Origin of the sequence: Demequina sp. B12, from assembly GCF_028823635.1 — a bacterium.
In the GTDB taxonomy this organism is placed as follows: Bacteria; Actinomycetota; Actinomycetes; order Actinomycetales; family Demequinaceae; genus Demequina.
This window is the reverse complement of the sequence record NZ_JAPEHU010000003.1, coordinates 1-12,757: the sequence shown is the minus strand read 5'-3', so window position 1 is coordinate 12,757 and position 12,757 is coordinate 1. Positions and strand designations below refer to the sequence as shown.

12 protein-coding genes are annotated in these 12,757 nt (G+C 63.2%); 10 read left to right on the top strand and 2 right to left on the bottom strand.

Features of this window, described 5'->3' with window-relative positions; all coding sequences use genetic code 11:
• Positions 1-2 precede the first annotated feature (2 nt).
• The gene (locus ON058_RS07545; RefSeq protein WP_274668437.1) at positions 3-512 is read right to left on the bottom strand and encodes a GNAT family N-acetyltransferase; all 510 of its coding nucleotides are present in this window, start codon (positions 510-512) and stop codon (positions 3-5) included.
• A 77-nt stretch (positions 513-589) separates the two neighbouring features.
• On the bottom strand, positions 590-1,582 hold the full coding sequence (locus tag ON058_RS07540; protein WP_274668436.1) for a quinone oxidoreductase: 993 nt from the start codon (positions 1,580-1,582) through the stop codon (positions 590-592).
• Between the two features lie 70 nt (positions 1,583-1,652).
• On the opposite strand from ON058_RS07540, the gene argC reads away from it, so the two are divergent.
• The 10 genes from argC (at position 1,653) to tyrS (ending at position 12,363) form a co-directional block, all read left to right on the top strand.
• On the top strand, positions 1,653-2,696 hold the full coding sequence (gene argC / locus ON058_RS07535; RefSeq protein ID WP_274668435.1) for an N-acetyl-gamma-glutamyl-phosphate reductase: 1,044 nt from the start codon (positions 1,653-1,655) through the stop codon (positions 2,694-2,696).
• The gene (gene argJ, locus ON058_RS07530; protein ID WP_274668434.1) at positions 2,693-3,868 is read left to right on the top strand and encodes a bifunctional glutamate N-acetyltransferase/amino-acid acetyltransferase ArgJ; all 1,176 of its coding nucleotides are present in this window, start codon (positions 2,693-2,695) and stop codon (positions 3,866-3,868) included. Before argC ends, argJ begins: the two co-directional genes overlap by 4 nt.
• The gene (gene argB / locus ON058_RS07525) at positions 3,865-4,782 is read left to right on the top strand and encodes an acetylglutamate kinase (protein ID WP_274668433.1); all 918 of its coding nucleotides are present in this window, start codon (positions 3,865-3,867) and stop codon (positions 4,780-4,782) included. The genes argJ and argB overlap by 4 nt, the downstream gene beginning before the upstream one ends.
• A gap of 2 nt (positions 4,783-4,784) precedes the next feature.
• On the top strand, positions 4,785-6,002 hold the full coding sequence (locus ON058_RS07520; RefSeq protein ID WP_274668432.1) for an acetylornithine transaminase: 1,218 nt from the start codon (positions 4,785-4,787) through the stop codon (positions 6,000-6,002).
• Positions 6,002-6,931 (top strand): ornithine carbamoyltransferase, encoded by a 930-nt coding sequence (gene argF, locus ON058_RS07515; protein ID WP_274668431.1) that lies wholly within the window; start codon positions 6,002-6,004, stop codon positions 6,929-6,931. The genes ON058_RS07520 and argF overlap by 1 nt, the downstream gene beginning before the upstream one ends.
• Before the next feature lie 2 nt (positions 6,932-6,933).
• A complete protein-coding gene (argR, locus tag ON058_RS07510; RefSeq protein WP_274668430.1) occupies positions 6,934-7,422 on the top strand; it encodes an arginine repressor in 489 nt (162 codons plus the stop codon).
• A gap of 104 nt (positions 7,423-7,526) precedes the next feature.
• Positions 7,527-8,729 (top strand): argininosuccinate synthase, encoded by a 1,203-nt coding sequence (locus tag ON058_RS07505; protein WP_274668429.1) that lies wholly within the window; start codon positions 7,527-7,529, stop codon positions 8,727-8,729.
• Between the two features lie 5 nt (positions 8,730-8,734).
• A complete protein-coding gene (gene argH, locus ON058_RS07500; protein WP_274668428.1) occupies positions 8,735-10,165 on the top strand; it encodes an argininosuccinate lyase in 1,431 nt (476 codons plus the stop codon).
• A 5-nt stretch (positions 10,166-10,170) separates the two neighbouring features.
• Positions 10,171-10,806, top strand: a complete 636-nt coding sequence (locus tag ON058_RS07495) for a uridine kinase (protein ID WP_274668427.1) — start codon at positions 10,171-10,173, stop codon at positions 10,804-10,806.
• 294 nt (positions 10,807-11,100) lie between these two features.
• Positions 11,101-12,363 carry a tyrosine--tRNA ligase gene (gene tyrS / locus ON058_RS07490; protein ID WP_274668426.1) on the top strand — a complete coding sequence of 421 codons (1,263 nt, stop codon included), beginning with the start codon at positions 11,101-11,103 and terminating at the stop codon, positions 12,361-12,363.
• The last annotated feature ends 394 nt before the right edge of the window (positions 12,364-12,757 follow it).

Sequence of the window (12,757 nt, the reverse complement as noted above, 5' to 3'; positions counted from 1 at the left end):
GCTTAGAAAACGTCGTTTACTGCGCGGCTCAGCAACGCCACACGGACAGCCCCGTTCTTTGTCTCCTGTTCGCCCAACTGACGGAAGCCAAGGCGTTCATGAAAGGCCATAGACCTGGGGTTGGCGGGACGCAGGTTGACCTCGGCAGTCACTTCTGTGGCGCTGCGCTCGCGAGCCCGCTCGAACACCGACTCGTACATTGCGCGACCGACTCCGGTTCCGCGCGCACCGGAACTGACCACAATGCGGTCGATGTACTGGTGGCGCGTTTTGCGTGCTTCGAACCACTGATAGTTCTCTGACAGGTATTCCTGGCCGCCCGCGAGCGAGAGCAGGAAAGCGATCACGTCTCCGGAGTTGCCTGTCGCGACGAGCGCGACGTCACACATGGCGCGCAGAGCCGCAAGTTGCTCGGCGGTGAGTTCGTTCACGGCGGGCGTGGCGTCGTTGTTGAGGCGCAACACATCGTCGAGGTCGGTGTCACGCATGACGCGGAGGCGTAGGTGCTGCATGGTGCCTATTGTGCCGCGCGATTGTCACGATTGTGTGTCGGCGTGGGGTCTCGGTGGTTGCGTCCGCACTCGTGCGGTCAGCTCTGGAAAGTCGTGAGGAGTACCTTGCCGGTGGTGCGACGGCCTTCGAGGGCGCGGTGGGCGTGCGCGGCATCGGCCAGCGGAAATGTGGCGCCGATGCGGACCTGGAGCTCTCCCGCGGTGACAGCGGCAAAGAGATCTCCGGCACGCCAGGACCGTTCCTCTGCTGTGCGGAGATAATGTCCGAGTGACGGCCTCGTCGCATACAGCGATCCGCCACTGTTGAGGCGCTGCAAGTTGAATGCCGGGACTTGCCCTGATGCGCCGCCGAACAAGACGAGCATGCCGCGCACGTCCAGTGAACTGAGCGACCCTTCGAAGGTGGAGGCGCCCACGCCATCGAAGACGACGTCAACGCCGCGGCCGGCGGTGAGTGCGCGTACTGCCGCGGGCAGCTCGGTGTCCATGTCGCGGAAGCGTTCGTAGCGGATCACGTCGGTTGCACCAGCGTTGCGGGAGAGATCTTCTTTGTCATCGCTGGACACCGTCGTGATGACGCGTGCGCCGCGTGCGACGGCAAGTTGAGTGAGGAGCAAGCCCACGCCCCCGGCGCCTGCGTGAACGAGGGCGGTGTGACGGTTGTCGAGGGGAAACGTGGAGGCGCTGAGATAGTGCGCGGTGAGGCCTTGCAACATGAGCGCTGCTGCAGTGTCGAGCGACACGGAGTCGGGGACGGGATAGCAGTCGTCTTCCCTGAGGATGACTCGTTCAGAGTAGGACTCAGGCGTCGAGGCCCACGCCACGCGGTCACCCACCTGAGCCCACGTGACGTCGCTGCCGACTTCGGCCACAGTTCCGGCGCCTTCGAGCCCTGGGATAAAGGGGAACTCGACGGGATAGATTCCTGAGCGTTGATACGTGTCGATGTAGTTGACTCCACACGCCGCGACGGCGACTGCGACGTGGTGAGGGCCAGGGTGGGGAAGCGGGCGGTCCGTCGCACGCAGGACCTCGGGGCCCCCTGGTGTGCCTGCGATAATGGTCGTCATAGGGACATCGTGGCACGCGCGGGCCGGGCCTTCAGCGGGAGTGCATTCATCATCATGTATAGTTATGCACATGCCTCTTTCAGTCGCAGTTTCTGGTGCCTCCGGATACGTAGGCGGCGAGGTCTTGCGCGTGTTCTCAGAGCATCCGGACGTTGAGTTCGGAACGCTCGCCGCGCATTCCTCTGCCGGTGATCGATTGGGGGTGCACCAGCCGCACCTACGGACGCTCGCGGATCGTGAGATCGTCGAAACTTCGGCTGAGACTCTCGCCGGTCATGACGTAGTCGTGCTCGCGTTGCCGCATGGAGCCTCCGCCGCTATCGCTGCCCAGCTGCCCCCGGAAACGCTGGTCATTGACTGCGGCGCCGACCATCGCCTGGCCTCTTCAACTGCCTGGGCCGAGTACTACGGCGGTGAGCACGCTGGCACGTGGCCCTACGGCATGCCGGAACTCATCACCTCGACCGGGCATCAGCGCGATAACCTGCCCGGCGCGAAGCGCATCGCTGTTCCAGGCTGCAACGTCACCGCCGTCACCTTAGGGCTCCAGCCCGGCGTGAAAGCCGGAGTGATTGACCCCACCGACATCGTTGCAGTTCTCGCCAACGGCTACTCGGGTGCAGGGAAGAAGCTCGCTACTAACCTCCTGGCCTCAGAGGGTCTTGGCGCCGCCAGCGCCTATGGAGTTGGGGGAGTGCACCGCCACATTCCGGAGATCGTCCAGAACCTTGGCGTTGCAGGCGCTGACGATGTCAAGATCAGCTTCACGCCCACGCTGGTGCCGATGGCACGAGGAATCCTCGCCACCATCACGGCGCCGTTGGCCGCCGGCGTCAGTGCGGACCAAGTCCGCAATGCCTGGGAGGCGGCTTACGCTGATGAACCTTTCGTCCACTTGTTGCCCGAAGGCCAGTGGCCCACGACTGCGGCCACGCTGGGCGCCAACACGTGCCTCGTGCAGGTGGCCGTCGATGAGAAGGCAGGGCGTGTTGTCGTCATCGCCGCGATCGACAACTTGGTGAAGGGCACTGCTGGTGCCGCACTGCAGTCGATGAACGTCGTACTGGGGTACCCGGAAACTACCGGCCTCCAGGTGTTGGGAGTCGCACCATGAGTGTCACCGCAGCTCAAGGCTTTGTCGCTGCTGGCGTTGCCGCCGGAATCAAGTCGACGGGCGCGAAGGACATCACCGTCGTCGTGAACGAGGGCCCGCACAAGGTCGCCGCAGGAGTGTTCACCACCAACCGGGTCGAAGCTGCACCCGTCACCTGGTCACGTCAGGTGGCCGCCGACGGCCGAGTGGATGCGGTCATCCTCAACTCGGGAGGCGCCAATGCGTGCACCGGGCCTGAAGGCTTCGCAGATACGCATCGCACCGCCGAGTATGTCGCCGACGCGCTGACGAACGCTGGTCGCGAAGTATCGTCCGGGGACGTCGCGGTGTGCTCGACGGGTCTCATTGGCGTGCGCCTACCCATGGACAAGCTCCTCGACGGCGCCGATGCTGCCATCAGTGAGCTCTCGGCAGACGGCGGGCAAGCCGCGGCCGAGGGCATTATGACCACGGACTCTGTGTCGAAGACCGCGCAGGTCGACGGTGACGGATGGACCGTAGGCGGCATGGCAAAGGGGGCAGGAATGCTCGCCCCCGGCATGGCCACCATGTTGTGCGTCGTCACCACTGATGCCGTGCTCGATGCCGGAACCGCCAAGGACGCGCTCGCATCGGCAGTCGCGAAGACGCTGAACCGCGTTGACTCTGATGGGTGCATGTCTACGAATGACACGGTGCTGCTGCTGTCCTCGGGCGCGTCAGGCGCAGCCGTCGAGGCAGCAGCCTTCGAGGAGGCGCTCACCGGCGTCTTGGCTCAGCTGTCGCGCAAGCTCGTAGCCGACGCAGAAGGCGCTGCTCACGACATTGCGGTGACTGTCACGAACGCTTCCTCCGAGGACGCTGCGGAGGCGGTCGCCCGCGCCATCACGCGGTCCAATCTCTTCAAGACCGCGATCTTTGGCAACGACCCCAACTGGGGACGCATCATCTCTGCCGCGGGGACCGTTCCTGTGACAGTAGCGCCCTACGATGCGACCTTGCTTGACGTCTATGTGAACGGCATCCAGGTATGCCGTGCCGCAGGTGTGGGGGAGGACCGCGAACTCGTCGACCTCACGGGCCGCGAAGTCACCGTCGTGGTGGACCTCCACGCCGGCACCGCAGAAGCTACTGTCTGGACTAACGACCTCACTCACGACTACGTACACGAGAACAGCGCCTACAGCTCATGAGCACAGACATCGACTATCCCGACCTCACCCCGCAGGAAAAGGTGGGCGTCCTGATCGACGCCATGCCTTGGATCGAGTCCTTCCGGGGCTCAACCATCGTCATCAAATATGGCGGCAACGCCATGATTGATGACGATCTCAAGGCAGCGTTCGCTCAGGATGTTGTTCACCTGCGTCTGCTGGGCCTTTACCCCGTGGTGGTTCACGGTGGCGGCCCGCAGATTTCGGAGATGCTTAACAAGCTGGGCATTGAGTCTGAGTTCCGCGGCGGTCTTCGTGTCACGACACCTGAGGCCATGGACGTGGTCCGGATGGTGTTGACCGGTTCTGTTTCGCGTGAACTCGTGGGACTCATCAATGACCACGGACCACTTGCTGTGGGAATGTCCGGAGAAGACGCAGGCATGCTCCAAGCGAAGCGTCGCAAGGCAACGGTGGATGGCGAGAAGGTGGACGTCGGTCTTGTGGGCGACGTGGTGAAAGTCAACCCCGCCGCCATTGAGGACATCATCTCTGCCGGCCGTATTCCTGTGGTCTCGACAGTCGCACCTGATATGGACGACCCCACCACGGTCCTGAACGTGAACGCCGACACTGCTGCGGCGGCGATCGCGGTGGCCTTGCGTGCTCGAAAGCTCGTGATGCTGACTGACGTGGAGGGTCTGTACGCCAACTGGCCCGACAAAGACTCGTTGGTGCGGCGCATCCACGCTTCAGATGTTGAAAAGATGCTTCCCACGCTCGCCGCGGGCATGGTCCCCAAGATGGAGGGGTGCTTGCGGGCCGTCCGGGGTGGAGTCGCCCAGGCGCACATCATTGATGGTCGTGAGCCGCACTCGCTGTTGACAGAGATCTTCACGACCCGCGGAATCGGCACCATGGTGCGTCCCGACGACACGGAACTGTGGGGTTGACCATGGGTGACGTGACAACTGGAGCGGCCGGGATCGACCGGTATGAGCACGCGCTGATGGGAACCTACGGCACCCCGATGCGTGTGTTGACCCGCGGTGAAGGTAGCTATGTGTGGGACGCGGACGGTGCCCGCTATCTGGATCTCTTGGGCGGCATCGCAGTGAATGCTCTGGGCCATGGCCACCCGGCATGGGTTGCTGCGGTCGCTCATCAAGCTCAGACGCTCGCGCATACCTCGAACTTCTTTGCCACGGCACCTCAAATCGAACTTGCTGAGCGTCTCCTTGAACTGGCTGACGCCCCTGCGGGTTCGCGGGTCTTCTTCAGCAACTCTGGGGCTGAAGCCAACGAGGCGGCCTTCAAGATGGCGCGCAAGACTGGTCGTGGCACCGTGATTGCGCTCGAAGGCGGTTTCCATGGCCGCACTATGGGTGCGCTTGCCATGACTCATAAGCCGGCCATCCGTGAGCAGTTCGAGCCGATGCCAGGTGGAGTGGTGTTCGTGCCTGCGAATGACACTGTGGCGCTGCGTTCCGCAGCGGAGGCCGCTGGTAGCGACCTTGCTGCGATTATCACCGAGCCGATTCAGGGTGAAGCCGGGGTCCGTCCGCTGACTCATGAGTTCTTCGCTTTGGCACGGGAACTCACGACTGAGGCCGGCGCGTTGCTGATCGTCGACGAGATCCAAACCGGCGTGGCGCGCACTGGTGCGTGGTTTGCCCACCAACTCCATGGCATTGCTCCCGACGTGATGACGCTTGCGAAAGGTCTTGGTGGGGGGTTCCCCATTGGTGCCGTCGTGGCCTTCGGCCCTGATGCGGGCTCATTGCTCGGCAAGGGTGAACACGGCACGACTTTTGGTGGCAACCCGATGGGCGCCGCGACGGCGCTTGCGACCCTTCAGGCCATTGATGAGGAGAATCTCCTCGCGAACGTCAAGGCTGTGGGGGCTCACCTCCGGGAGCGCCTTGAGAAGGTCGAGGGTGTGTTCGAGGTCCGTGGAGAGGGCCTGATGTTGGCGATCGGGCTGGCGCAGCCTTCAGCGCCTCAGGTCGCTGCAGCAGCTGCCGACGCCGGATTCATCGTGAATCCGCCGTCCCCGGACACCATCCGACTGGTGCCTGCACTCAATCTGTCCGTCGCCGAGGCGGATTCATTTATTGACTGGTTTGCTGCCTACCAGGCCAGCGACCCTGGAACTGAAGACGGGGGACGGTGATGACTCGCCACTTCCTGCGTGATGACGATGTGACTCCGGCCGAGCAGCGAGAGGTGCTCGAGTTGGCGCTTTCGATGCGCCATGACCGGTTCTCGCATCGACCGTTTGATGGTCCGCAGGCAGTGGCAGTGATCTTCGACAAACACTCCACGCGTACACGGGTGTCGTTTTCCGCGGGAATCGCTGAACTGGGCGGGTTCCCCTTGGTGATTGATGCCGGGAGTTCGCAGATGGGCCGTGGTGAGTCCATCGCGGATACGGCCCGTGTGCTTGAGCGTATGGTGAGCGCGGTCGTGTGGCGTACCTTCGGGCAGGATCGGCTTGAAGAGATGGCCGACTACTCGTCGGTGCCGGTCGTGAACGCGCTGACAGACTCATTCCACCCCTGCCAGATCCTCGCGGACCTTGCGGCTGTTGCGGATGTGCGTGGGGGAGTTGGACGTCTGGCGGGACTGGATCTTGCCTATGTGGGAGACGGCGCCAACAATATGGCTCACTCGTACCTCCTCGGCGGTGCCACGGCCGGCATGCACGTCCGCGTGGGCACTCCGGCTGGATACCTTCCTGATGCCGAGGTCGTGGCGAAGGCTGAGCAGATCGCATCCGAGACCGGTGGTTCGGTGCTGGTCACGCACGACCATGATGAGGCAGTTCGTGGCGCTGACGTCATCGCGACTGACACGTGGGTCTCTATGGGTGATGAAGCGCAGAAGGAGTCACGAGAGCAGGCCTTTACCGCCTTCCAAGTCAACGATCGGACCCTAGAACTTGCGGCACCTGGCGCTCAGGTACTGCACTGCTTGCCCGCCTACCGGGGCAAGGAAATCACCGCATCGGTCATTGATGGCGATCAGTCTGTGGTGTGGCTCGAGGCCGAGTACCGTCTTCACGCCCAGAAAGCTCTTCTCACGTGGCTGGTGGCGCAGTGACCATGACCCAAACGATTCCGGCAACGAAGGCCGCGCGGCAGGCACTGATCCGCCGGCTCATTGAGTCGGAGGCGATTCACTCGCAAGGCGAGCTGGCATTGCGTCTTGAAGCGCAGGGGATCGCTGTCACGCAGGCGACGTTGTCTCGCGACCTGGTCGACATTGGCGCCGTCAAAGTGCGTGGGTTGGGTGGCGCGCATATCTACGCCACGACCGACTCGCTGTCGGTCTCAGAGGATACCGACCAGCGCTTGACTCGGCTCTGCGGCGAACTCTTGCTTGCAGCGGATGGCTCTGCGAACTTGACTGTGCTGAGGACTCCGTCTGGAGCCGCGCAATACCTGGCCAGCGCGATCGACCAACACGAGGACGCCGAGATTCTCGGCACCGTAGGGGGAGACGACACGATCATGGTCATCACTCGGGATCCCGAGGGCGGGCTGCGGCTGGCGCGACGTTTCCTTGAGCGAGCCGTCGGAGGCGGTCACTAGCGCTCGATGCGCCGCCTTCGAGATTGCAACTTTCGAGACTCCTGCCGGGTGGCCGGCACTTCAACTTCACGACAACAACTCATCAGACTCACAAGGAGAACAACATGACGGACCGGGTGGTGCTCGCATATTCGGGCGGACTGGACACCTCGGTAGCGATTGGCTGGATTGCCGATGCTACGGGTGCAGAAGTCATCGCAGTGGCGGTGGACGTAGGCCAGGGTGGCGAGGACCTTGAGGTTATTCGCCAGCGTGCGCTCGACTGCGGCGCGGTGGAAGCCTATGTGGCAGACGCACGCGATGAGTTCGCCGAGGAATACTGCATGCCGGCGCTCAAGGCGAATGGCCTGTACCAGGACAAGTACCCGCTGGTGTCGGGCTTGTCGCGTCCCGTGATCGTCAAGCACCTCGTGGCTGCGGCCCGTGAGTTTGGCGGCTCGACCGTTGCTCACGGCTGCACCGGCAAGGGCAACGACCAGGTGCGGTTCGAGGTTGGCATTACCTCGATCGCGCCCGACCTGAAGTGCATCGCCCCCGTGCGCGACCTCGCGTTGACCCGCGACAAGGCCATCGAATATGCAGGCCGTCACAACCTGCCCATCGAGACCACCAAGTCCAACCCGTTCTCGATCGATCAAAACGTCTGGGGCCGCGCCATCGAGACCGGCTTCCTTGAAGACATCTGGAACTCGCCTACCAAGGACGTGTACAACTACACCGACGACCCGGCGTTCCCCCCGGTCCCGGACGAGGTCACTATCAGCTTCGAGCGTGGCGTTCCCGTCGCCATCGACGGCGAGAAGGTCACCCCGCTGCAGGCCATCGAGATCCTGAACCGCCGCGCTGGTGCGCACGGCGTGGGACGTATCGACATCGTGGAAGACCGTTTGGTCGGCATCAAGTCACGCGAGGTCTACGAGGCCCCGGGCGCCATCGCTCTCATCGAGGCGCACCGTGAGCTCGAGAACGTGTGCCTCGAGCGCGAGCAGGCCCGCTTCAAGCGTGGCGTCGAGCAGAAGTGGGGCGAGCTGGTTTACGACGGCATGTGGTCGTCGCCGCTGAAGGACTCCCTTGACGCGTTTATCGAGGACACCCAGGAGTACGTCTCGGGTGACGTCCGCATGGTGTTGCACGGCGGACGCGCGACCGTGACCGGTCGTAAGTCTGACGTCGGTCTGTACGACTTCAACATGGCCACGTACGACGAGGGCGACGCGTTCGACCAGTCGGCAGCGCGTGGTTTCATCGAGATCTACGGCCTGGCAGCCAAGCAGGCGGCTGCTCGTGCCGCTCGTGTGAAGGGATAACGTCGGTGGGAGAGCAGCACGGCACTAACGAGGGAGCCCTGTGGGGCGGGCGTTTCGCGTCCGGCCCGGCAGAGGCACTCGCGGCACTGAGCAAGTCGACACAGTTCGACTGGCGCTATGCGGATGACGACCTGCGTGGATCCATCGCGCACGCCAATGCCCTCCGCCGTGCCGGGCTGCTCTCGGACGACGAACTCGCGACGATGATCGACGGGCTCGAGGGCCTGCGGCGCGATGAGGCCGCGGGCATTCTCGAGCCTGCCGAGTCCGACGAGGATGTCCACGGCGCGCTTGAGCGCTTGCTGATTGAGCGCATCGGGCCGGAAGTGGGAGGCAAGCTCCGAGCGGGGCGTTCGCGCAACGATCAGATCGCCACCTTGGCGCGCATGTACCTGCGTCGTCATGCTCGCGTGATCGCCGACGGTGTTCTCGATGTTGTGGACGCGTTGCTTGAGCAGGCGGACCGTCACCTCGACGCACCTATGCCGGGCCGTACTCATTTCCAGCATGCTCAGCCCGTCACCCTTGGTCACCACTTGATGGCACACGTCTGGCCGTTGCTACGCGATGTCGAGCGATTGGTGGACTGGGACGCGCGCGCAGCAAAGTCTCCGTACGGGGCAGGAGCGCTTGCCGGGTCCACCTTGGGGCTTGACCCCCAGGGGGTTGCTGACGAGCTGGGATTCTCTGCTCCTTGCGAGAACTCGATCGATGCGACCGCTGGCCGTGACGTTGTTGCCGAGTTCCTGTGGGTGTCGGCAATGATCGGGGTGGATCTCTCGCGCATTTCGGAGGAAGTCATCGCATGGGCCACCGTTGAGTTCGGCTTCGCGAGCCTCGATGACGCGTACTCGACCGGCTCGTCGATCATGCCGCAGAAGAAGAACCCAGATATTGCCGAGCTCGCGCGTGGAAAGGCTGGGCGCCTGATCGGCGACTTGACGGGACTTCTCGCGACACTCAAGGGCTTGCCGTTGGCTTACAACCGCGACATTCAGGAAGTACATGAACCCGGTTTCGATGCCGTGGAGACTCTTGAAGTCTTGCTTCCTGCGTTCTCCGGCATGGTGAGGACGTTGGTCTTCCACGAAGATCGCTTGGCGGCCCTCGCGCCGGCCGGGTTCTCGCTTGCTACTGACATCGCTGAGTGGATGGTGAAGCAGGGAGTTCCTTTCCGCGACGCGCATGAGGTTGCTGGTGCGTGTGTCCGGCTGTGCGAAAAGCGCGGCAAGGACTTGCACGAGATGACGGCCGAAGAGATGCAGGCCATCCACCCGGAACTCACCGAGGGCGTCCTCGACGTGCTGACTGTCGAAGGATCGCTGGCAGCACGCAACGGAGTTGGGGGCACCGCGCCTGCACGAGTCGTGGAGCAGGGCAAGGCGGCGCGTGAACGCGTGCGTTACTTCCGTCCCTGGGCCGAGGCCGCTTCCTGAAGCACGTGAGGCACGATCCAGGGAATACGGGCCTGCAATCCATCATCGCTCAGGCCCAGGGTCGCACTGCTCAGGCGGGGACTACACGCGTCATCCTCATTGATGGTCCTGCTGGTTCGGGCAAGACCACGCTCGCGCGCAGGTTGGGTGCAGCGCTCGGTGGTCCGTCGTCAGCGGGTCCGGGCACGTATGATCCTGCGAACCCGGTACCCGCCGCTGCCGATGTCCAGGTGATCCATACCGACGACATGTACGAGGGATGGACCGGTCTTGGAGCTCTCGATCACGTGTTGGTGGATCAGGTGCTTCGCCCGTTGTCGCGTGGTGAGGAGGCTGGCTTCGCGATGTGGGATTGGGGTCTATCCCGGCGGACTCATCGCATTGCGGTTCACGCCAGACCGTGGCTGGTCGTGGATGGCGTCGGTTCAGCGTCGACTGCGGCGCGCGAGTTTGCGTCGGTCGTCGTGTGGATAGAGGCGCCGACGGACGTCCGCCTCGCACGAGGCCTTGAGCGTGATGGAGAAGCGGTGAAGCAGGAGTGGCTGGCGTGGCAGGCGGAGGAGCGTCCGTTCCTCGCGGCGCAAGGTCTGCCGGCGGCAGCGGATGTTGTCCTGGACGGCATGCGGGTGATTCCGGACTAGCGACGCGTCGTCGCAGGCGTCTTCGGTACGTGGGGGAAATGTCCGAATCTGAGATTCTTCTCAGGCAAGCGCTACTAGCGTCGTTACTAGTCGCTGGACGCGCGACTACCGAGTCGGTTGGACACCGTGCGGACGTCCACCCCTCAGCGCCGACTCGTGACGCCGTCCTGCGCGTCCAGCGACGACCCTCTCCTCCCCGCGTGACTTCTGCCGGGTCTTCCCCCAACGCGGGCTCACGCCGGGGAGCGAGGGCGCACCATGGCGGTCTGACTTCCTGGCACAATGGCGAACATCATGACTGAGCACATCCTTGACGAGCTCGCGTGGCGCGGGCTGATCGCACAGACCACCGGTGAAGACGAGCTGCGCGCAGCGCTGTCCGAAGGTCCGATCACCGTGTATTGCGGGTTTGATCCGACCGCGCCGAGTCTGCACCATGGCCACCTCGTCCAGCTGATCCTGCTGCGCCACCTCCAGCAAGCAGGGCACCAGGTCCTCCCGTTGGTGGGTGGAGCCACTGGCATGATCGGTGACCCACGAATGTCCGGCGAGCGCGTGTTGAACACCAAGGACACCGTGACGGAGTGGGTCGACCGTCTCCACGCTCAGATCTCCCGTTTCCTGAGTTTCGAGGGAGACAACGCGGCCCAGATGGTCAACAATCTCGATTGGACGGGCCCGCTGTCTGCCATCGATCTCCTACGGGAGATTGGCCAACACTTCCGGCTGGGCACCATGATCGCCAAGGACACTGTGGCTCGCCGTCTCGCCAGCGATGAAGGTATTTCGTACACCGAGTTCAGCTACCAGGTGCTGCAGGCCAACGACTACCTCGAGCTCTTCCGTCGCCATGGCTGCTCCTTGCAGACCGGTGGCAATGATCAGTGGGGCAACTTGCTGGGCGGTGTCGAGTTGGTGCGCAAGGCGGAGGGCGCTGCCGTCCACGCCATGACGACCCCGTTGATCACCAAGGCAGATGGCACGAAGTTCGGCAAGACAGAGGGCGGAGCCGTGTGGCTGGCCCCGGACATGATGAGCCCCTATGCCTTCTACCAGTTCTGGATCAACACTGAAGATGCCGATGTCGTGCGGTTCTTGAAGAACTTCACCTTCCGCACCCGCGAAGAGATCGAGGAACTCGAGCGCAAGGTCGCGGAAGAGCCTTTTAGGCGTGAGGCCCAGCGCACGCTTGCCTGGGACGTGACGGCACTCGTCCATGGGGCCGATGCCGCAGATGCGGTCGTGCTCGCTTCTCAAGCACTCTTTGGTCGGGGAGAACTCGAAAAGCTGGATGAGGCGACCTTGGCCGGCTGCGCTGCTGAGTTGGGCTCGGCTGAACTCGGGAGCGACGCACTCGTGGTGGATGCACTGGTCGAGGCAGGCATCGTCAAGTCGAAGTCCGATGCGAGGAGAGCGGTCGCGGATGGCGGTGCCTACGTCAACAACGTGAAGGTGTCGTCAGTCGACGAGGTGTTGGGTACGCATGCCGCTCTCGCGGGTGGTTGGTACGTCCTGCGACGTGGAAAAAAATCTGTCGGACTTTCTCGCGTCATCTAGACATCGAGCAGAGCCCTTGGCTGCCCATAGTGGGGTTTGCCAGGGGCTTTGTTTGTTTCTCAGGCGCGACACGCCCGAGATTCGCCCGATTTGACGGTGGCCCCAGAAGTGCGTAATGTCTTCCTCGCTGCCAACGAGGGAAGCGCTCCGGAAGGCCAGAAACAAGGCCCACGGAGAGCTTGGTTGACAGCCTCCTCACTCCAAGAACTCAGGTTCGCTGACGCGATTCTGAGGGTGTAGAGTAGGAGATCCCGCTCGGGACAAACTCAAATCTAGCCACAACGGCGGATTTGACAACGTCTCGAAAAGGGAGTAAGTTAGAAGGGTTGCCCCGAAGCTGGACCGGTTGGTTTGGTGGAGGTGCGCGTCCGATCTTTGAGAACTCAACAGTGTG

Coding starts and splice junctions, on each gene's coding strand:
- ON058_RS07545 (WP_274668437.1), bottom strand. CDS start 512: ATGCAGCACCTACGCCTCCGCGTCATGCGTGACACCGACCTCGACGAT.
- argC (WP_274668435.1), top strand. CDS start 1,653: ATGCCTCTTTCAGTCGCAGTTTCTGGTGCCTCCGGATACGTAGGCGGC.
- ON058_RS07520 (WP_274668432.1), top strand. CDS start 4,785: ATGGGTGACGTGACAACTGGAGCGGCCGGGATCGACCGGTATGAGCAC.
- ON058_RS07505 (WP_274668429.1), top strand. CDS start 7,527: ATGACGGACCGGGTGGTGCTCGCATATTCGGGCGGACTGGACACCTCG.
- tyrS (WP_274668426.1), top strand. CDS start 11,101: ATGACTGAGCACATCCTTGACGAGCTCGCGTGGCGCGGGCTGATCGCA.
- argB (WP_274668433.1), top strand. CDS start 3,865: ATGAGCACAGACATCGACTATCCCGACCTCACCCCGCAGGAAAAGGTG.
- argF (WP_274668431.1), top strand. CDS start 6,002: ATGACTCGCCACTTCCTGCGTGATGACGATGTGACTCCGGCCGAGCAG.
- argR (WP_274668430.1), top strand. CDS start 6,934: ATGACCCAAACGATTCCGGCAACGAAGGCCGCGCGGCAGGCACTGATC.
- argJ (WP_274668434.1), top strand. CDS start 2,693: ATGAGTGTCACCGCAGCTCAAGGCTTTGTCGCTGCTGGCGTTGCCGCC.
- ON058_RS07540 (WP_274668436.1), bottom strand. CDS start 1,582: ATGACGACCATTATCGCAGGCACACCAGGGGGCCCCGAGGTCCTGCGT.